The sequence below is a fragment of the Sulfitobacter sp. PM12 genome (genome assembly GCF_045586035.1).
Taxonomy (GTDB): Bacteria; Pseudomonadota; Alphaproteobacteria; order Rhodobacterales; family Rhodobacteraceae; genus Sulfitobacter; species Sulfitobacter pontiacus.
Window position 1 is genome coordinate 566,372 of the sequence record NZ_CP151529.1, and the last position, 18,720, is coordinate 585,091.

Here is an 18,720-nt window from a genome sequence, read left to right on the forward strand (position 1 = left end):
GCGTCGACATCAAACTTATTGGAGAAAACCGATGCCCCTTGCCCTTTGGGCGCTGACCATCAGCGCTTTCGCCGTCGGAACGACTGAGTTCGTTATCGTTGGCTTGCTTCCAACCATCGCCGCCGATCTTGCCGTTTCTATCCCCTCCGCTGGCCTGTTGGTTAGCCTCTATGCGCTTGGCGTGACCATCGGCGCGCCAGTGCTGACCGCCATGGCAGACCGAGTGCCGCGCAAGACGTTGTTGCTGCTCTTGCTGGCATTGTTCACCCTGGGCAATGCTTATGCCGCCTTTGCGCCGGATTACGGCAGTCTTGTCGCTGCGCGCTTCATTACCGGTCTGGCGCATGGCGTGTTCTTTGCCATCGCCTCGACCATCGCCACCGATCTGGTGGAGCCTGAAAAGGAAAGCTCGGCCATCGCACTGGTGTTCCTTGGCCTGACCGTCGCCCTTGTGACAGGTGTGCCTTTGGGGACGTTTATCGGCCAGAACTTCGGCTGGCAGTCGACTTTCCTTGGCGTCGTCGCGCTTGGCGTGATCGGGTTCATCGCTTCTGCCATCTTGGTGCCGGCCAATCTGACCAAGACGGCCTGGGCAGGGATCAAGGCGCAATTGCAGGTGCTGACTTCGCCGCGCCTTCTGCTGGTCTATCTGATCACAGCTGTGGGGTATGGCGGCAACTTCATCGCCTTCACCTTCCTTGCGCCGATGCTGAACGAAGTCACGGGCCTGTCTGCCGGCGCGGTTAGCCTTGTGCTGCTGCTCTATGGTGCATCTGTCGCCGTAGGGAACATCGCCGGCGGTAAACTGGCTGATCGTATTGGTGCAGTGCCGTCCCTGACGGTGATCTTTGCTGGCCTTGCGATATCACTGATCGCACTTGGTGCCTTCCTTACGCACCCAAATGCAGCCATCGCGGTTGCGGCCTTCTGGGGCGGCTTTGCCTTCGCCAACGTGCCGCCTCTGCAATCCTATGTCGTGCAAATTGCGCGCGAAGTATCCCCCGGTGCGGTGGATGTGGCGTCCGGTTTGAACATCGGTGCGTTCAACCTTGGCATTGCCGGCGGCGCGTGGGCTGGTGGACTTGTGGTGGAAGGCATCGGCCTTGCCGCTGCGCCTTACATCGCCGCTGGTGTGGTGGTGGTCGGGATCGTTTTGGTGCGCCTGTCCGGCCGCCTAAACACAACATCGTCCCAAGCAGTTGCTGCTGAATAACCTAACTTGCCTCGCCGCATCCTTAGTACGGCGGGGCAAATCGTTGAACTGGAGGTTCATAGCATGTCTGCCCTCAATCTGATTTACAAAGACCGCATGACTTTTGGCATTGAATTGCCGCTGGACCGCGACTGGTCTGAAGCCGGGCAACGCCGTGCCCGTATCGGGGGACGCCCCTTTGGTGTGCCAGACACATCAAACCCCGCCAAGGGAGTAGAGCTGGCTGAGAACCTTGGCTTCGATGCGGTCTGGCTGCGGGACGTGCCGGTTCATGATCCCAGCTTCGGGGATGCGGGACAGGTCTTCGATCCGTTCTCCTATCTCGGCTTTCTTGCAGGCCACACGCGGCGCATTGCACTTGGCACTGCGGGTATCGTCCTGCCGCTGCGGGATCCGATCCTCCTGGCCAAGATGACGGCCAGCCTGCACCATCTATCGGGCGGGCGGTTTATCCTTGGCATAGCGTCCGGGGACCGTCCGGTGGAATACCCTCTGATGCGGCTGGACCATGAGGCCCGCGGAGCCACCCTGCGCGATCGCGTCGACCAGATGCGAACCCTCTGGTCAGGTGATGCGCTGCAAGGACCACAAGGCCCCGTCACCGTGCGCCCCTTTGTGCCAGAAGGTATCCCGATGGTCATGGCCGGGATGGGCCAGCAAAGCCTGCAATGGATCGCCCGCACATTGGACGGCTGGTTCACCTATCCGGGCCCTCCCGATCAGGCCGAGCGCCGCCTGTCGATGTGGCGTCAGGCGCGCACTGATACTGGCCTACACCCCGCGCCAGTCCTGACCGCGATGCACCTGGATCCTGACCCTGATCCCGATGCGTCCTTCCGGCCGATCCAGTTCGGGGGCCGTATCGGTCGCAATGCTCTAACCACTCACGTTCGTTCCCTGCACGCTGCAGGGGTCGCCCACATCGCCTTTAACCTGCGCCAGTCACAGCGCGAAATCGAAGACGTTCTGGCCGAGTTGGCCGAGCACGTCATCCCTGAGTTCACCGAGCAAAATAAAAAGGAAACAACACTATGAGCATCACCCTTATCGGCCCCGCCCAAATTCCGTCCTTGGGGTTCGGCACCTTTCAACTTGAGCAAGATACCGTGGCCGAAATGGTGGCCGCGGCGCTTTCAGAAGGGTTCCGCCATATTGATACGGCGCAGGCCTATGAAAACGAAGAGCAAGTCGGCAAAGGTTTGCGCCGCGCCGATGTCCGCCGCGATGATGTATTCCTGACCACCAAAATCCTGCCTGAGCACTTCTCGCCAGAAGCCTTTATCGCTGCTGCGGACGCGTCATTGAAGCGGCTGGGGACCGACTATGTCGACCTGCTACTTCTGCACTGGCCCTCAAAGGAAGTCCCGATTGCCGAGACAATTGGCGCATTGAATGATCTGATCTCTGCGGGGAAAGTCCGCCATGGAGGCGTGTCGAATTTTACCATGGACATGGTCGATCAAGCACAGGCTGCGTTGAACACGCCATTGGCCGCCAACCAGATCGAACTGCATCCGCTGATTGACCAAACACGGATGATCGCTCACCTCGCCAGCAAGGGCATTCCGGTTGAGGCTTACTCGCCACTGGCGCAAGGGAAGGTCATGGAGAACGCCATGCTGCGCGAGATTGCCGCCGTGCATAATGCAAGCCCGGCCCAGATTGCGCTGGCCTGGGTCCTGACGCGCCCGATGAGCATCGCGTTGCCCAGGACCGCTAACAAGCACCGGCTTGCCGACAATCTTGGTGCAGCGGAAATCCTGTTGAGCGCAGAAGAGATCGCCAGCATTGATGATCTTGGTTCAGCCGAAGGTCGCTTGGTCAGCCCGGAAACGCTCGCTCCAGCTTGGGATTGATTATTCACTGGTCCTGCAGAAACCCTGCAGGACCTATACCCGTCGACTTCAGCCTTCGGACCAGAGCCGACATTGGTAAAGCCTCTGTCCAATGGCTGTTTCCGCCCAGACTTACTGAGCTGCAAACTTCAAGCGTTCCATTTCCTTGGCGATCCGAAACGCGCATACGTCAACCGAGTCGAGGGCGGTATCCACGATCAAACGGTCGCACTGCCACGGCTCAAAGGTTCGTTTGGAAACCTCGTGCCAGTTGGGAACGACAAGCCCGTTGATGTCGCTGACACGCGTCTCGACTCGTTTTCGATGAAGCGCATTATCGGAACAGATGACTTCGACGTTCAACAAGTGAGCCGCGCCGTTAGAAGCAGTCTGGGCCCATAGTTCTCGTGAAACTCCGACAGGATTGACTGTGTCGGCAATAACGTCGAAGCCAAGAAAAAGGTTGTCTTCCGCGATAGCTGCGAGCGCCAAGTAGCCTGCGTCCTCTGCGGGATGAATACATAGGATGCTTCGTTTCAAAGCAGTTTCAACGGAATCCACACGAAGATGGATAGCCGGAGTAAGCGTTACCAGTTTCCTTGCTAAGGTCGTTTTGCCGACACCTGGAAGTCCAGAAAGAGAAACTAAAATATTCATTCCGCGAACCTATCACGGAGGTGGCGCGGGCCGCCAGTCGAACGGCAGCAAAGTTCGCTGTGCGAACCTTTATGTGTCGCGCGGCAAACGTCGGCAGTGAGCCCTCTTCGACCGATGCTGCGTATGGCATGAATGTCCGCATCCGGCTTTGAAACCTATACTGCAACCATCAGTCGTAACGCGTCGTAGATTGCCGCGTGGGTGTTCCGGGCAGAAATTGCGTCTCCGATACGGAAAAGCTGGAACGTGCCCTGCGCGTTGCGGACCACCGCCTGCGGCCGAACATTCAGAAAGTCCGACTGATCGATCGCACCGCCATTCGACGAGGAAGGCCGCAAGTCGTGGTAGAGCTCATCGAGCGGCGTTGTGCCGTAGTTCACGACGACATGGTCGTAGTGTGCATGCCCTAATTTTTCGGAATAGTCGGTCCCGATGATAGCGCGCAGTCGGTTACCGGCTTTCTTCACGCCACGCAGACGTTTGGCGACAGTGAATGTCACTTCGTCACGTTGCAGGTTGCGCATATAGGGGACAAGGTTCATGGCCATGACTTCAGGCGCGAAGGTGCGGTCGGGGGTCATGATCTCGACGGAGCATCCGGCGTTTACGGCCATCTCGGCGGCCTGCAGCCCGGTGTGGTCGCCGGCTTCGTCGTAAATCAGAACCGATCCTGACGGTTTTACGTCACCCGACAGAATGTCCCAGGCCGACACAACGTGATCCGGCGGGTCTGCTTCGTAAAGGGTTGTGTTCGCCATGCCTCCGGTGGCGATAACGACGACATCTGGCGTTTCGTTCAGCACGTCCGCGGCCTCGGCATAGAGATTGTAGCGGAGCTTGACACCCGCGGCCTCACACTGGGCGACACGCCAGTCGATGATCTGCATCATCTCGGCCCGCCGCTGCGAACGGGCCGTCAGGAGGACTTGCCCACCGGCGCGGCTGCCTGCCTCGAACACGACGACGTCGTGACCGCGCGCGCTTGCGACACGCGCCGCTTCCAGCCCTGCGGGGCCGGCACCAACGACGACGACTTTGCGGCGGTCGGTGCCGTGTTCAATGATGTGGGGCATCGAAAGCTCCCGCCCCGTCGCGGCATTGTGGATGCACAGCGCTTCGCCGCCTTGATAGATGCGGTCCAGACAGTAGTTCGCCCCGACGCAGGGGCGGATATCATGTTCGCGGCCTTCAACAATCTTGCGCACCACGTGGGGGTCGGCCATGTGCGCGCGGGTCATGCCGACCATGTCCAGAAGGCCCGAAGCGATGGCGTGCCGTGCGGTGGCGACGTCCTGGATTTTGGCGGCGTGGAATGTCGGCATGCCGGTCGCGCACCGGACCTCACCGGCGAAATCCAGATGCGGGGCCGACGGCATCCCTTGGATCGGGATCACGTCCGTCATGGCCGGGTCGGTATGGATCCGACCCCGGATTACGTTGAGGAAATCGACCTGGCCCGTATCGCGCAGCAGTTTGGAAATCTCGATACCCTCTTCGGGCGTGATGCCACCCGCCTGCACCTCGTCCGCCGTATAGCGAATGCCGACGATGAATTCGGGTCCGACCCGTTTGCGCACGGCGGCAAGCACATCGGTCGTGAAGCGCAGCCGGTTTTCCAGCGTATCCGCGCCGTAGGGACCGTTCAGCTTGTTGGACAGCGGCGACCAGAACTGGTCCATTAGGTGCCCGTAGGCTTGGATTTCGATCCCGTCCATACCGCCAGCCTGCATGCGTTCGGCGGCGGTCGCGTAATCTTCGATCACGCGTTCGATATCCCAATCCTCCATCATCTTGGGAAAGGCGCGGTGCGCGGGTTCGCGGTCGGGACCCGCCGAAATCGACGGCAGCCAGTCCCCCTTGTTCCAGTTCGTGCGGCGGCCCAGATGGGTCAGCTGGATCATGGCCGCACAGCCATGTTCGTGCAGGGCATCCGTCAATTCGCGGATCCACGGCACGACCTCGTCGCGATAGGCCAGGATGTTGTTGAAGACGGGCGGACTGTCGCGGCTGACGGCGGCGGACCCCGCGGTCATTGCCAACGCCACGCCGCCTTTCGCACGCTCTTCATGATAGGCGCGATACCGGGCCTTGGGCATCCCGTCTTCGGGATAGGCCGGTTCGTGACTTGTGGTCATCACCCGGTTCTTCAGGGTCAGATGCTTGAGCTGGTAGGGCTGAAGCAAGGGATCGGCGGTGACGTGGTTTTTCATCGGGGGACCTTCTTCTTCAGCAATCAAGGATGATGTCGGTCAGCGGGCGGCTGACGCAGGGCAGGATGAAGCCGCGATCGATCTCGCGCTGGCGGATGCCGCCTTCGTGGGCCATCACTACTTCGCCCGAATGTTTGAACGTTTTACAGGTGCCGCACATTCCCCGTGCGCAAGAGGACGGGAGCGGCAGTCCGGCCTCTTTCATCGCGGCCAGGATCGTGCTGGTTTCTGCACATTCGAACGATCGACCCGTCCGGGAGAGCATTACCGTCCGGTTCGGCGTATCGACCCCCGCCGTGATGCCGGGAAGCGGCGAGGAGAAATCGAAGCTTTCCTCGCCATAGCGGTCTGCGGATACGCCTGCCGTATGCGCGGCGGTGCGCACCATCTCCATGAAGGTATGAGGTCCACAGCACAGGACGGTGCGATCCGATAGATCAGGGATGACCCTGTTCAGCAGCTCGGCGTCGGGCCGGACACCGCCGGGGCCGCGCGTGACGATGGGCACATGGGCCAGGCCGCGAAGACGGCGTGACAGGCCGTCGATTTCGTTAGCGGCAACAAGATCCGTCGATGTGGGTGCGACCTGAATCAAGGCAATATCAAGGTCCATGCCCCAGTCGGCCGCGGTCCGCACGATCGATAGCATAGGGGTGATCCCGCTGCCCGCCGCCACCAGCGCATAGGCCGTCCCCGGCCACGTGGCAGGGCCGAAGCGACCCGACGGGCCCAACGCCTCGACGATGGCACCCGGAACAAGCGTGTCGTAAAGCGCGCGCGCGCCGGGGCCGTTATGCCGCTTCACCGAAATCTCGATCCCCCCGTCTCGCGCGGCGGAGGACGCGATGGTATAGCATCGTTCGATCGGGCCGTCCGGCGTGTCGATACGGAACGTCATGAACTGACCGGGATTGTGTTCGATCCGGCTGCCATCCTGCGGCGTCAGGAAAAAGCTCCGCATATCCGCCGTTTCGTCCCAGACGGCACGACAGACAAGCTGGCCCCACCGGTCCGATGGAAACCGCCGCCGCCGCCGTGCCCCCCAATCGGCAAGGTCTACCCGCGTCACGCGCCGTATCCGTTGGCCTGCATGCGGGTGACATACCACGCCGCAAATTCGTCCAGCGCCCTTTCGGTGTAGGGCGAATAGGGGCCGGGCCGATAACCGGGCGACGAGACGCCGCGATGGGCCAGTCCGACGAGATGCGCGTCCTCCGCGTTCGTGGTCTTCCACACGGATGTGAGTGTTTCAAGATCGTAATCCTCGCCCTCGACCGCATCCGAATGGACCAGCCACTTCGTGCGGACCAGCGTTCTGTCCGGGCCCAACGGAAAAGCGGTGAAGACCACGGCATGATCGGACATGACGTGGTTCCAGGAATTGATCCCCCACAGATGCACATCGCCCATCCAGGGTCTATCCGCATTGCCCAACGGGATCTGCACGGCGGCGCGGGTGTCCGGTGTCTGGCTTTCGCCCAACCCCGCGATGATCAATCGCTGGGTGCGAAAATTCGTGGGCCAGCCAACCGTATGTTCGATGGCCTCGAAGGGCATGCTTTCCTTGCGCCAATATTGTTCATAGCTGGCATAGGCGTCGAGCAGGGCGTTCGCTTCCGCTTTTTCAGTGTCGGTCAATCCTTCCGGGTCGTAGCCGAAATCCGCCGCGTGGAACGACAGGCTAAGTTGCGGATGGTTGGACGCGCAGTGATAGCACTCGCGGTTGTTCTCCATCGTCAGCTTCCAGTTGCCGTCTTCGATCAGGTCCTGCTCGAAAGCGACCTTGGCATTGCGCAGATCGTAGTCTGCCAATCGCGGCTCCAGAACCGCAGCCAGTTCCGCGATATCCGCCGGGGGATCATTCGACAGGCAGGCATACAAGATCCCTCCGATGTCGCGCAGGGCGACGGGCTTGAGGTGATGCAGAGACAGATCGAAATCGACCCCCATATGCGGCGCGCGCGCAAGCGCTCCGTCCAGATCGTAGGTCCATTGGTGATAGGGGCAGACGAGTTTCCCCACGACCGACCGGCCCGGCGGCAAAAGCCGCGCCCCCCGGTGAGAGCAGACATTGTGAAAGGCCCGGAGCGCGTCGTCGTCGTCGCGCAGGATGACGATGGAGGCGGGACCGATATCGATCGCAATGACATCCCCGGCCTCGGGAATGTCGCAGGTCACGCCCACGGCGATCCAGTGCTGCCCGAAGATCACTGTGCAATCCGCCTGCCAAGCTGCATCTGACGTATAAAGCGGCGCCGGAAGACTGTAGCCCCGTTGCCGCGCCGCCAGTAGCGTCGCGATATCATCGGGACGGGAATTACCATGATCCAGCATTGTGTCTCCTCGGCGCAGGATATGCCGCCACTACGATCTGTCGTATTTGGCATCATGCGCTTGACTGGAGCCTCGGAAAACCGCACTAATTTACGAAAATCCATACGCTCAGGTTATGGATTAAGTGACTTGTGCAGGAGGCCGCGTTGTCCCACCAGATCCGCCGCAGCGTTCCTTCCCTGACGGCGCTCGTGGCGTTCGAGGCGGCGGGCCGACACGAGAATTTCACGCGGGCCGCTGCGGAGCTTGGGGTAAGCCAGGCCGCCGTCAGTCGACAGATCGCCGCGCTGGAGGCCGATTTGGGTGTCGCCCTGTTCATACGGGCCAATCGCCGCGCCCAGCTGACCGCGGGCGGCAAGTCGCTTTACGATGCGGTGAAGGACGGGTTTGATGGGATAGCGGACGCCGTTGCCCAGCTGCGCACAACTCATGTGGACCTGACCGTCAGTGTATCGGTCGCCTTCGCGCACTTTTGCCTTCTGCCGATCCTGTCGTCGTTCCGCGCGACCGAACCGCAGATCGGCGTGCGGGTCATTTCCGAGGATGACTGGCGGGCACCCCACGATCGCACGATCGACCTGGCGATCCGGTATGGGCGACCGTTGTTCAACGGCATGTCCATCCTTGGATCGCTCGCCGAAACGATCGTGCCGGTCTGCGCACCCGATATCGCGTCAAGGCTCGACGGCATCTCGGTTGAAGACCTGATCCGCCAGACAGACGTGGCCCTAATCGCATGTGATGCCCCGGAACCGAGCTGGCTCGATTGGTCTCAGTGGTTGTCGCAGATTGGGTTAAACAGGACTTCTGTGCAGACAGGTTTGAATTTTACCAGCTATTCGGACGCGGCCTATGCAGCTATGGCAGGTCAGGGGGTTCTTCTCGGCTGGACCGGTCTTCTCGATCGGCCCCTTGCCGATGGGCGGTTAATCGAATTGGACTTGCCCCGGGTTCAGCCAGAGGAACGTCACTACGTGCTCATTCCAGAACGGCGCCAACCATCACGCGCGGTCAAAGCCTTCGCGCGATGGTTTCAAGAAGGTGCTTTTCAACAGATTTAGTTGCCGACACTAAACTTGAGTTAAGGTCGGTCATATCAGCAGATAAAGCAGAAAAGCAGACCATGCCTGCGACGTGGCGAACGGCAGCTTTGTCTCTGAAAGAGACTTTCCTTGCCCGCCGGCCCAAGGTCCGGTTTGGGCCGTTCGCTGCGTCCGACACGATGGGTGGCTTATGTACTTTGACGGTAGGTGCGAAGATTCCCTATAAAGGTAGGGAGATCGGCTATTAAGCTTTAGATCGCCGAACGAACGGAGAATTTGCCCCGCAACCCTTCGCTTACGTCAACGCGCGCTGGCGGCGGCGCTGTTGGGTTGACCACAGACGGTACACCTCAAGAGCGACCAGAGGCGCAAAATGCACGAGAGCCGCGCCGACGCCGCCCCAATCGTGCAGGGCAGCCCAGTGGATGAGGGTTAGTATAGCCGCAGCATAGACAAACTGCTGTAGCTTTTTCCACGACCGCCCAAGGCGGCGCACCCATGCGTCTGTCGACGTAACAGCCAATGGCACAAAGATAAGAAAGGCGATCCAGCCGGTCCAGATGTACAGCTTTGATACCTCGCCCCCAGTGAAGGCTATGGCACCTTCATCAATGAGATAAAGCACCGTGTGGGCCAGCGCGTAGAAGAATGCGGCCACGCCAAGATAGCGCCGACGCTTCATCAGCCAGCGCGGCCAGCTCGCATCGCGAAAAAGCATCATCAGCGGGGTGATCATCATTGCGATGATCATGAACCGCGCGGCGAATTCACCGGTGGGATGCAAAAGACTGCTGACCGCGTCCGGCGCGCCGGAGGTCAGGCCAAGGGTCATTGGAATGGCGGGGAGGCTCAACAGCGCCCAGAAGGTGAGGGGGTGATCCCATGTGGATTTCAGCACGCAGATATCTCCGAAAGGTTGGTCGTTCTACGCGGGTCGCCCCGCGTATCTGTGGCGATCAGCGTAACAGCGAGGCGAAATAATCTTCCCAGCTTTGATGCGGGCGTCCGGTCGCGGCTTCATAATCGCCGGAGGCGTCAAAGGCGCTGCGGCGGATACCGTCGTAGATGCCGCCGATAATCGGGCCGATAAAATCGCCAAGCTCGGCGGTGCGGTCAGCCACATAGTCTTCGGCCGACATGCTGCGATAGGTAAGCGCGGTGCCATATGCGGCGTTCATGTACTGCGTTAGTTCCGCCTGAGTGATCGGCGTACCGTTCAAATCAAAGGTTTGACCGTTCAGCCCGTCCCGCGTCAGCAAAGCGGCATAGGCATGGGCCAATTCGGAACGGGTCGTGTAGCCGCATTTGCCGTCCCCCGCGCTGTTGGCGATCTCGCCCTTGGCGCGGTAGCTGTCGATATACTCAACGTCAGGCTCGATGTAGATGCCGTTGCGACCGATGGCCCAGTCCAGACCGCTGGCGCGGATGTCGGCCTCGGTCTGACGGTTGCTCTGCACGACGGGTGAGAAGGCGGTCCCAACTTCGGGACCTTGAATGCTGGTGTAAACGATCTTGGCCACGCCGGCGGCCTTGGCCGCCTCGATCACGTTGCGGTGCTGGCCGATGCGGTCTTCGGGCGGGGCCATGCCTGAGACGAGCACAAGGGCATCAACGCCCGCAAGAGATGTTCGAAGCGCGTCCGGCTGGTCATAGTCGCCGGGGCGCACCTCGATCCCTAACGCGGTGGCATTGCCCGGCGTCCGGGCGAGGCCGATGACCGAGGCGTGATCTGTTCGTTCTATGAGTTTGCGGGCGATTTCTTGACCGAGTTGTCCTGAAACGGCGGTGACAGCATAGCGCATCGGGCTCTCCTTTGACTGGGGTCTCGCTGGCAGGGCCTGACGGGCCCTGCCATGTTGCGGATATTAGCCGTGGTAGGCTTGGCTGACGGCAAAGCTGTCTTCGAACCAGTGCCACAGCACCACCTGACCATCGCGGACCTTGGCACGCAGGGCAAAGGTGAAGGGGCCAGTCTCTTTGCCGGATTTCGTGGTGATGCCGCTCATCTTACCAAAGACGGCAACGGTGTCGCCTGCGGCAAAGGCATCTGTGTTGTCCCAAGCGGTTGTCTGAAAATTCTGGCCAAAGACGCCAAGAAAGTCGAAGATTGCCTCCTTGCCGCGTGCCTCACCGATCCACGGCAAGCTTCCGTCGCCCTCGTTGTGCCAGACCATATCGTCGGCCATCAGGGCCCGCATTTTCTCCATATCGCCCGCCCCCATAGCGCCCATGAAGGCCATTACGGTGTCAAAGCTCTCTTGTGTAACTGTGTCCATGTCTTTTGCTCCTGCGTGTTGTCCGAGAATGATGGCCAGAGATGCGCCGAGTGACGTTTTCAGAAGGGTTCTGCGTTTCATGTGTCGCTCCATATCGGGTGCCCCGAAGGAATGGGGCCTTGGTTAAGTTCAAGATTTCGGGTGCCACTCCGCGCGGCACGCGAAAAGCTCGGGCCAGCTCAGCTCTCAGGCGGCGTAGGTCCAAGTGAGCTTGGGGTCTTCGCGGAAGGCAAAACGTTCGAGGTGGCTGGTAATGACCTGCACGACCCTATGGAGTGCGGCCGGGTCATCGGCTGTCGCGCTCAGTGACAACTGGCCCTTTGTTGCGACCAGTTCACATGCCCCGAAAGGCAGTTCGATATGGCCGTTTTGGCGCGTGTGGGTGACGGGCACCTTGTGGCCGAAATGTTTGCAGAGCGTGCCCAGATAACGCTCTGCGCTTTCGGTGTTGAGATGAGTGGTCGCTTTCATGGCGGTGTTCCTCGTGTTGCAAGGAACATCTATTCCCGGCGGATTGATCGGGGTATTCATGGAATCCAGAAGTGATAGTTCCGGCAGGCCGAACAATGATCGATCATCTAAAGCATATGGCCATCTTCGCCCGGGTGGTGGACGAAGGCTCGTTCCGGGCCGCGGCGAAAGCCCTTGGCGTCGCACCGTCGCGGGTGAGTGAAACCGTCTCCGAACTCGAAGATTTCCTTGGCGTGACACTGCTTTACCGCACAACCCGCAAGATCGCGCTGAGCAACGAAGGGCGGATGTTCTACGCCCGGGTGACCGACATGCTGCGAAGCGCCGAAAGCGGATTGAATGACCTCAACGCCCTGTCGTTGGAGCCTGTGGGCGCGCTTAGGGTGTCGATCCCTGCCTTTATGTCGTCATCGACCCTGTCGACGGCGATCGCTGAATTTTCCCGTCTTCATCCGCAAGTCGCCCTGTCGTTGGCTTTTTCGGATCAGAGGATGGACCTTATCAACGATGGCTTTGATGTGAATATCCGCGCGGGCTGGCTCGACGACAGTGCGATGATGTCGCGCAAGCTGGGTGAAAGCGCGCGCGCCTTGGTGGTCGGCAGCGACTATGCCGCAACGCGCCCGGCCCCCGCACATCCTTGCGATCTGGAAGACTGGGACTGGGTGCGCTACCGACATCGCTCAGACTATACTCGTCTCAGCGGCCCCGGCGGGGAAGAGGCGAAAGTTCTGGGCCAAGCCCGGCTGGAAGTGGACAGCGTGGATGCCCTCTACCATTTCGCCTGCAAGAACCTTGGCGCCACGGTTCTGCCCGAGCATCTCGCCGCCCGGGGGGAGGCGGAGGGCAAGCTGAGCCGCCTGTTCCCCGATTGGCGGCTGAAACCGTTGGGAATTTTTGCCGTCTGGCCAGACACCTCGCGCCGCGAGAACCTCACGCTTCTGTTCGTTCGGTTTTTGGCAAAAGAGCTCCATCCATAGGACGGTGCCTATCGGGCCATTTGGTCCCGCATGAAGGGGCACCTGCCACGTCGCCATAGATTACCTCATGGTGCGGCCAAATGAGCCTTTCGCTGAACGAAGCCCCGGTACAGATGGCTGAACGCCAGGCCAAAAGATACGATCTTTGCCGGGTCCTCGCTCCTTCGGGCAAAGATGCTCAGATGACGGCCCAAGTTCCGAAGGTCAGCGCACTTGGCGGGTCGCTCACGATCATCGGGCCTTCCTTTCAAATTCTGAGGCGATGATTTTGTAGATCATCGCAACCCTTTCGCAAGGTGATCAAGCAGCAGCCGGACCTTTGGCGAAAGATGCCGGTTCTGCGGATAGATCGCCCAGATGCCATCGTCCGGCGCGCGATACGTATCCAAAACAGAGACCAACCGACCGGCCCGCAGCTCCGCCTCGACGTAATAATCCGGCAATTGGATGATCCCGAGGTTCTTCAGCGCCGCATCGACCAGCGATGCGCCGCTGTTGCAGCGGAGATTGCCTTTCACCCTAATGTGGCGGGTGGTTCCTTTTTCCTGAAACCGCCAATAGCCCAAAGTGCCTTGCAGACAGTTGTAGCCGTCAAGTTCGGACAGGGTGTGCGGGGTTCCGTGAGCGGAAAGGTATTCGGGTGCCGCGCAGGTGTAATGCCTGCGAGAGGCCAGCCGCTTTGCCATCATGGAGCTGTCTTCCAACTCTCCCAGCCGGATCGCGAGATCGTAGCTTTCCGCTACAAGATCGAGCAGCTGATTGGTCAGCCTGAGGTTGACCTCAAGATCAGGATAGCGCCGGACGAAGTCATTCACCAAAGGCGCGATGCGGTTCTCGCCATATGTCACCGGGGCTGTAAGGTTCAGCCGTCCCTTGGGGCTTTGATGCAGATCGGTGATCGCGCGCTCGGCTTCGGCCAGCCCATCAAGCACCTGCCGGCAATGGTTGTAATACACCTGACCCGTCTCGGTGATCGTGACCTTGCGCGTGGTGCGGTAGAACAGCTTGGTGTCCAATCGCGCCTCAAGTGCGCCGACTTGGCGGCTGACCTGAGCCGTAGAAATACCCAAGCTGTTGGCAGCAGCTGTAAAGCTTTGTGCTTCAGCGACGGCCACAAACTCTGATACCCCCTCCCAACTCAGCATGATGTTCCTTTCAATCTTAATGGCGGAAGAACTATTGCTAATAGGTAACGGTGTTTTGCAGATATCTCTGATTATCGCCAGTGGGAAACAGTGTAAATGACAGTCCCTACACCGTCACCCGCCAAAATAATCCTAACCGCGAAGTGAGACCCATGACCGATATCATCAAATGCAAAGCGGCCGTCGCCTGGGCCGTTAACGAACCTCTCTCGATCGAGGAAATCGACGTAATGCCGCCTAAGGCTGGCGAAGTGCGCATCAAAATCGTGGCCTCGGGCGTTTGCCATACCGATGCTTTCACTTTGTCGGGCGAAGACCCCGAAGGCCTGTTCCCGGTCATTCTGGGCCATGAAGGGGGCGGGATTGTCGAATCCATCGGCGAGGGCGTCACCAGCGTGGCGGTGGGTGACCATGTGATCCCGCTCTACACGCCAGAATGTGGCGAGTGCAAATTCTGCAAATCCGGCAAGACCAACCTCTGCCAGAAGATCCGGGAAACCCAGGGGCGCGGTCTGATGCCCGACGGCACCAGCCGGTTCTACAAGGATGGTCAGCCCATCCTGCACTACATGGGATGCTCGACCTTCTCGGAATACACAGTGCTGCCCGAGATATCGCTTGCCAAGGTGAACCCCGACGCGCCGCTGGAGGAGGTCTGCCTGCTGGGCTGCGGCGTCACTACCGGCATGGGGGCTGTGATGAACACCGCCAAGGTCGAAGAGGGGTCGACCGTTGCGATCTTCGGTATGGGCGGCATTGGCCTGTCCGCCGTGATCGGCGCGACCATGGCCAAGGCCAGCCGGATCATCGTGATCGATATCAACGAAAGCAAATTCGATCTTGCCCGCAAGCTGGGCGCCACCGATTTCATCAACCCCAAAGATCACGACAAACCCATTCAGGACGTGATTGTCGAGATGACCGACGGCGGCGTGGATTATTCGTTCGAGTGTATCGGCAACGTCAATATAATGCGCTCGGCGCTGGAATGCTGCCACAAGGGCTGGGGCGAATCCGTAGTCATCGGTGTCGCAGGGGCAGGGCAAGAAATCTCGACCCGTCCGTTCCAGTTGGTCACGGGCCGCGTCTGGCGGGGGTCGGCCTTTGGCGGGGTCAAGGGACGCTCCGAGCTGCCTGACTATGTCGAGCGCTACATGAACGGCGAGTTCAAGCTGAATGATTTCATCACCCACACCATGGGGCTGAAACAGATCAACGAGGCCTTCGACCTGATGCATGAAGGCAAGAGCATCCGTTCAGTCATCCACTTCGGCGAATGATCGTCTCCCGGTCGCGCCGTCTGTAGGCGCGGCCGGGGTAATTTGGAAGCGTTGCTGGAAAGCCTAAAGTCAGACCCTTTCGCGCCGCTGTGCATCCCTGACCAGCGCTGCCATTCGGTAGAACCCATGGGCCATCTTGGTGAAAGGCGTGAGCAGGAAAAACGCCAGCACCGCGCCGAGGTGGATGACCAAAAGCCCCGGCATCCAGCCGGTGCCCCCTGCCGCATAGAGCAGCAGACCAGATAGTCCGACAAACCCCAGCAATCCGGTAAAAGCGATCTCACCGCCAAAGGCATTAGTCGCGCCGAGTGATTTGTCAGACCGCAGCTTAAGCCAGACCATCTTGCCACATCCCAACACCAGCAGAACACCGCCGGAAAGGCCGAGGATCTTGGGGGCGGAAAACAGCCCGTAGGGGGCGGGCATGTCGAGCAGGTAATGCATCAGCGTCGCCACGCTGGTCGAGGCAAAGCACAACAGGAACCCATACATGATCGCCTGATGCGCATAGCGGCGGGCGTGCGTGAAGCGGTCTTCGTCTTCAAAGTTGCAGCCGTCGCCGTGGCCGCCCTTGAGGTTGCGCATGTTCGCGACAGAGGCGATGGCCCCGCGCAGATGAGACAGGCGGACCGGGGTGCCACCCACGGTTTGCCAGTAGCGCCGCAGCCCGATGGCGATACTGAACAGCGGGAATAGAAAAGCGGGCAGGAAGATCGCGACCATCGCATTGTGAGACAGCACAGCATAGAATCCTTCGCCTCCTGCGGCGGCCAGCGCACGGGCAGCCCAAAACAGCAATGCAAAGCCCAAGACAGTGGCGAGCACGATGGCGAGGCCGTTTTTCTGGAAGGCTTTCCCGGCGGCACGTGGAAAGGCAAACTCTTCCCAACTGTCTTGGCGCACATCGGCCAAGGCTTGCGGCAAGTTCAGTTCAAACTCATGCGGGGCGGTGTATTGGCACGCATAGTAGCAGCCCCGGCAATTGTGACAGAGGTTCGCCAGTTGCGTTAGATCCCCGTCCGAAAAAGCGCGTTCGGCTTGAAGGGCAGGGAACACTGAGCAGTACCCCTCGCAATAGCGGCAAGCGTTGCAGATTTCGGCCTGACGGCGGGCCTCTTGGAGTAGATCAATTTGCATGGGCTGCGGCCTCCTTGCCTGCGATACGTCCGAATACGGTGCCGATGGTCATGCCAAACCCGGCGAGGTAGCCTTGGCCCAGAATCGACCCGGCCATGGTTTCGCCCGCCGCCCAAAGGTTGCTGACAAGGCGGTCGTTGATGGAGCATTGCGCGTTTTCATCCACCTTCAGCCCGAGATAGGTAAAGGTGACGCCAGTGCGCAGCGAATAGCCGTAGAACGGCGGCTGGGTGATGGGGCGGGCCCAATTGGTCTTGGGCGGGGTGAGGCCGGAAGTGGCAACGCCATCAAGCTCGGTGGGGTGAAAGCCGCTTTGATCGCCGCAGGCTTCGTTGAATTCGGCCACGGTCTGCTCTAGCGCGTCGGCGGGCAGGCCCATTTTGCCCGCCAGTTCCGCCAGCGTGTCGGCTTTGATCGGGGGGAAGACCGAAGGCATGAACAGGTTCAGCGATTTGGCATCGATGATGACATAGCCGACCTGATCGGGCTGCGCGGCCACCAGCCGGCCCCAGATGGCATAGCGTTTCGGCCAAACATCCTCGCCCTCATCATAGAACCGCTGTGCGTCCTTGTTGACGACGATGGAGAAGGGCACGCAATCCAGTCGTGTGACGATCCCGCCATCGAATTTCGGTGCCCGCCCGTCAATGGCGACGGCGTGACATTGGGTCGGATCGCCAACCTGTGCGATGCCTTGATCCAGCAGATCCGCCAGAACCACGCCGCGGTTATAGGGCGTGCCCCGGATCAGGAAATTCTTCGCCGCTGGCCCCCATGCGCGTGCCAGCCAGTCGGTGTCGGCCTGAAATCCGCCAGAGGCCACGACGACGGATTTGGGCGAGAGGCTCTTGGCTGCCCCCTCATGGGTATAGTCCACCCGCGTCACCCGGTCGCCTTCCAGTTCGAGATGGGTCACGGCGGCTTCATAGAGCACATCCACCCCCAATCCTTCGGCGGTGCGGTAATAGGCATTCACGAGGCTCTTGCCACCGCCGCGAAAGAAGGCGTTGGTACGCGCAAGGGATAGGGTGCCCGACAGCGAGGGCTGAAACCGCACGCCATGGGCTTCCATCCACGGCAGGCATTCCTCGGAAGAGCGGATGGCGAGGCGTGCGAGATGTTCATCCGTCTTGCCACCCGTCACCTTCATCAGATCGGCGAGGTATTCCTCTTCGGTGTAGCTTTCGACCAATGGGCCCAAGGGGCCATGGTGCATGCAGCGGAAGTTGCGGGTGTGGCGCGAATTGCCGCCCCGGTAGGGTTTTGGCGCGGTCTCAAGGATCAGCACGCGGGCACCGTCTTCGGCGGCGGTGATCGCGGCGCAAAGGGCCGCATTGCCGCCGCCGATCACGACGATATCGTAGGTTTCAGTCACAGCAGGTCTCCGTCATAGGTCTCATCGCGCGTGGGCTGGGCGCGCAGGGCGCGCACCCGAACCCGTTGGGCCGCTTCGATATGCGCGCGCATCGCCGCTTCGGCGAGGGCGGCATCACGGGCCTTGATCGCATCCAGAACGCCAAAATGTTCCTCCACCGCTTTCTCGGCACGGTCAGGATCGGTGAGCGTCGTCGGGCCGAGGATCATCAGCGTCTTTTGCAGCGTGTGGATCGAGCGGGTCAGAAAACGGTTCTTTGCGGCGTCCAGAAGGGCTGCGTGGAACTGGCGGTTGAGGGTGAAGGCTTCGGGCACATTGCCCAGGGTGGCAAGCTGCTGGTTCATGTCCTGCAACTCTTCGATCTCGATGTCCGAGGCAGCGCGGGCGGCGAGCCGTGCGGCGGTGCCCTCCAGCACGGCGCGCATCTCGTAGAGTTCCATCACCTCGGCGTAGTCCAGCGTGCGGATGCTCGCCCCTTGACGCGGGATATGTGCCACGACGCCGTCTGCCTCTAACTGTCGGATCGCTTCGCGCACGGGGGTGCGGGAGACGCCCAGACGGTCGGCCAGTTCGGTCTCCCGCAGGCGGTCGCCGGGGTTCAGCCGTCCGGCGCGTAACTCATCCATTAGTTGAGCATAGGCAGAGTTGCCCTGCGGTGTGCGGTCTTCTTCGCTCATAAAACGCCCCCAAAGGTGATTATTGCATACATGTGGATACAATAGTATGCAATAATGATCAAGTCCGATAAACTGCAGGAGTGGACC

The 18,720-nt window shown here is 60.4% G+C and carries 18 protein-coding genes; 6 read left to right on the top strand and 12 right to left on the bottom strand.

Going from position 1 to position 18,720, the window contains the following annotated elements; all coding sequences use genetic code 11:
* Positions 1 to 31 precede the first annotated feature (31 nt).
* The 3 genes from AADW22_RS02660 to AADW22_RS02670 all read left to right on the top strand — a co-directional run bounded on the left by AADW22_RS02660 (position 32) and on the right by AADW22_RS02670 (position 3,069).
* Positions 32 to 1,213 (top strand): MFS transporter, encoded by a 1,182-nt coding sequence (locus tag AADW22_RS02660; RefSeq protein WP_407474193.1) that lies wholly within the window; start codon positions 32 to 34, stop codon positions 1,211 to 1,213.
* Between the two features lie 63 nt (positions 1,214 to 1,276).
* Positions 1,277 to 2,248, top strand: coding sequence for a TIGR03571 family LLM class oxidoreductase (locus AADW22_RS02665; RefSeq protein ID WP_407474194.1), 972 nt, complete (start codon positions 1,277 to 1,279; stop codon positions 2,246 to 2,248).
* Positions 2,245 to 3,069: an aldo/keto reductase gene (locus AADW22_RS02670; protein ID WP_348001478.1), complete on the top strand. Its 825-nt coding sequence runs from the start codon at positions 2,245 to 2,247 to the stop codon at positions 3,067 to 3,069. The genes AADW22_RS02665 and AADW22_RS02670 overlap by 4 nt, the downstream gene beginning before the upstream one ends.
* 111 nt (positions 3,070 to 3,180) lie before the next feature.
* Here the strand turns inward: AADW22_RS02670 and AADW22_RS02675 are convergent, their stop codons facing one another.
* The 4 genes from AADW22_RS02675 to AADW22_RS02690 all read right to left on the bottom strand — a co-directional run bounded on the left by AADW22_RS02675 (position 3,181) and on the right by AADW22_RS02690 (position 8,249).
* Positions 3,181 to 3,705 (bottom strand): AAA family ATPase, encoded by a 525-nt coding sequence (locus AADW22_RS02675; RefSeq protein ID WP_407474195.1) that lies wholly within the window; start codon positions 3,703 to 3,705, stop codon positions 3,181 to 3,183.
* Positions 3,706 to 3,860: 155 nt separating this feature from the next.
* Entirely contained in the window at positions 3,861 to 5,915 is a 2,055-nt protein-coding gene (locus AADW22_RS02680; protein WP_407474196.1) for an FAD-dependent oxidoreductase, read from the bottom strand.
* A 16-nt stretch (positions 5,916 to 5,931) separates the two neighbouring features.
* Positions 5,932 to 6,984 carry a flavin reductase family protein gene (locus AADW22_RS02685; protein WP_407474197.1) on the bottom strand — a complete coding sequence of 351 codons (1,053 nt, stop codon included), beginning with the start codon at positions 6,982 to 6,984 and terminating at the stop codon, positions 5,932 to 5,934.
* Positions 6,981 to 8,249: an aromatic ring-hydroxylating oxygenase subunit alpha gene (locus tag AADW22_RS02690; RefSeq protein ID WP_407474198.1), complete on the bottom strand. Its 1,269-nt coding sequence runs from the start codon at positions 8,247 to 8,249 to the stop codon at positions 6,981 to 6,983. The genes AADW22_RS02685 and AADW22_RS02690 overlap by 4 nt, the downstream gene beginning before the upstream one ends.
* A gap of 146 nt (positions 8,250 to 8,395) precedes the next feature.
* Here AADW22_RS02690 and AADW22_RS02695 point away from each other — a divergent pair, with 146 nt between their 5' ends.
* A complete protein-coding gene (locus AADW22_RS02695; protein WP_407474199.1) occupies positions 8,396 to 9,310 on the top strand; it encodes a LysR substrate-binding domain-containing protein in 915 nt (304 codons plus the stop codon).
* Between the two features lie 277 nt (positions 9,311 to 9,587).
* On the opposite strand, the gene AADW22_RS02700 is transcribed toward AADW22_RS02695, so the two are convergent.
* From AADW22_RS02700 to AADW22_RS02715, 4 genes are all read right to left on the bottom strand, one after another.
* Positions 9,588 to 10,190: a sulfite oxidase heme-binding subunit YedZ gene (locus tag AADW22_RS02700; RefSeq protein ID WP_132997082.1), complete on the bottom strand. Its 603-nt coding sequence runs from the start codon at positions 10,188 to 10,190 to the stop codon at positions 9,588 to 9,590.
* Positions 10,191 to 10,248: 58 nt separating this feature from the next.
* Positions 10,249 to 11,094, bottom strand: a complete 846-nt coding sequence (locus tag AADW22_RS02705; protein WP_407474200.1) for an NAD(P)H-binding protein — start codon at positions 11,092 to 11,094, stop codon at positions 10,249 to 10,251.
* Positions 11,095 to 11,157: 63 nt separating this feature from the next.
* The gene (locus tag AADW22_RS02710; protein ID WP_235183751.1) at positions 11,158 to 11,568 is read right to left on the bottom strand and encodes a nuclear transport factor 2 family protein; all 411 of its coding nucleotides are present in this window, start codon (positions 11,566 to 11,568) and stop codon (positions 11,158 to 11,160) included.
* Positions 11,569 to 11,754: 186 nt separating this feature from the next.
* Positions 11,755 to 12,039, bottom strand: coding sequence for a DUF2218 domain-containing protein (locus tag AADW22_RS02715; protein WP_037943438.1), 285 nt, complete (start codon positions 12,037 to 12,039; stop codon positions 11,755 to 11,757).
* Between the two features lie 95 nt (positions 12,040 to 12,134).
* Between AADW22_RS02715 and AADW22_RS02720 the strand changes: the two genes are divergently transcribed.
* Positions 12,135 to 13,019 carry a LysR family transcriptional regulator gene (locus AADW22_RS02720; RefSeq protein ID WP_306285555.1) on the top strand — a complete coding sequence of 295 codons (885 nt, stop codon included), beginning with the start codon at positions 12,135 to 12,137 and terminating at the stop codon, positions 13,017 to 13,019.
* A gap of 275 nt (positions 13,020 to 13,294) precedes the next feature.
* On the opposite strand, the gene AADW22_RS02725 is transcribed toward AADW22_RS02720, so the two are convergent.
* Complete coding sequence (locus AADW22_RS02725; protein WP_005851782.1) at positions 13,295 to 14,164, bottom strand: LysR substrate-binding domain-containing protein; 870 nt, start codon at positions 14,162 to 14,164, stop codon at positions 13,295 to 13,297.
* Positions 14,165 to 14,325: 161 nt separating this feature from the next.
* On the opposite strand from AADW22_RS02725, the gene AADW22_RS02730 reads away from it, so the two are divergent.
* Positions 14,326 to 15,444, top strand: coding sequence for an S-(hydroxymethyl)glutathione dehydrogenase/class III alcohol dehydrogenase (locus AADW22_RS02730; protein ID WP_407474572.1), 1,119 nt, complete (start codon positions 14,326 to 14,328; stop codon positions 15,442 to 15,444).
* A 69-nt stretch (positions 15,445 to 15,513) separates the two neighbouring features.
* On the opposite strand, the gene tcuB is transcribed toward AADW22_RS02730, so the two are convergent.
* The 3 genes from tcuB to AADW22_RS02745 are packed head-to-tail and all read right to left on the bottom strand — an operon-like array spanning position 15,514 to position 18,633.
* Positions 15,514 to 16,581, bottom strand: a complete 1,068-nt coding sequence (gene tcuB / locus AADW22_RS02735; protein WP_407474201.1) for a tricarballylate utilization 4Fe-4S protein TcuB — start codon at positions 16,579 to 16,581, stop codon at positions 15,514 to 15,516.
* The gene (gene tcuA / locus AADW22_RS02740) at positions 16,571 to 17,956 is read right to left on the bottom strand and encodes an FAD-dependent tricarballylate dehydrogenase TcuA (protein WP_260004928.1); all 1,386 of its coding nucleotides are present in this window, start codon (positions 17,954 to 17,956) and stop codon (positions 16,571 to 16,573) included. Before tcuA ends, tcuB begins: the two co-directional genes overlap by 11 nt.
* The gene (locus AADW22_RS02745) at positions 17,953 to 18,633 is read right to left on the bottom strand and encodes a GntR family transcriptional regulator (RefSeq protein WP_037943456.1); all 681 of its coding nucleotides are present in this window, start codon (positions 18,631 to 18,633) and stop codon (positions 17,953 to 17,955) included. Before AADW22_RS02745 ends, tcuA begins: the two co-directional genes overlap by 4 nt.
* Positions 18,634 to 18,720 lie beyond the last annotated feature (87 nt).

Excerpts from the sequence above, each read along its gene's own strand:
- AADW22_RS02670 (WP_348001478.1), top strand. The coding sequence starts at position 2,245 with ATGAGCATCACCCTTATCGGCCCCGCCCAAATTCCGTCCTTGGGGTTC.
- AADW22_RS02720 (WP_306285555.1), top strand. The coding sequence starts at position 12,135 with ATGATCGATCATCTAAAGCATATGGCCATCTTCGCCCGGGTGGTGGAC.
- AADW22_RS02715 (WP_037943438.1), bottom strand. The coding sequence starts at position 12,039 with ATGAAAGCGACCACTCATCTCAACACCGAAAGCGCAGAGCGTTATCTG.
- AADW22_RS02690 (WP_407474198.1), bottom strand. The coding sequence starts at position 8,249 with ATGCTGGATCATGGTAATTCCCGTCCCGATGATATCGCGACGCTACTG.
- AADW22_RS02705 (WP_407474200.1), bottom strand. The coding sequence starts at position 11,094 with ATGCGCTATGCTGTCACCGCCGTTTCAGGACAACTCGGTCAAGAAATC.
- tcuB (WP_407474201.1), bottom strand. The coding sequence starts at position 16,581 with ATGCAAATTGATCTACTCCAAGAGGCCCGCCGTCAGGCCGAAATCTGC.
- AADW22_RS02710 (WP_235183751.1), bottom strand. The coding sequence starts at position 11,568 with ATGGACACAGTTACACAAGAGAGCTTTGACACCGTAATGGCCTTCATG.
- AADW22_RS02745 (WP_037943456.1), bottom strand. The coding sequence starts at position 18,633 with ATGAGCGAAGAAGACCGCACACCGCAGGGCAACTCTGCCTATGCTCAA.
- AADW22_RS02660 (WP_407474193.1), top strand. The coding sequence starts at position 32 with ATGCCCCTTGCCCTTTGGGCGCTGACCATCAGCGCTTTCGCCGTCGGA.
- AADW22_RS02725 (WP_005851782.1), bottom strand. The coding sequence starts at position 14,164 with ATGCTGAGTTGGGAGGGGGTATCAGAGTTTGTGGCCGTCGCTGAAGCA.
- AADW22_RS02675 (WP_407474195.1), bottom strand. The coding sequence starts at position 3,705 with ATGAATATTTTAGTTTCTCTTTCTGGACTTCCAGGTGTCGGCAAAACG.
- AADW22_RS02680 (WP_407474196.1), bottom strand. The coding sequence starts at position 5,915 with ATGAAAAACCACGTCACCGCCGATCCCTTGCTTCAGCCCTACCAGCTC.
- AADW22_RS02665 (WP_407474194.1), top strand. The coding sequence starts at position 1,277 with ATGTCTGCCCTCAATCTGATTTACAAAGACCGCATGACTTTTGGCATT.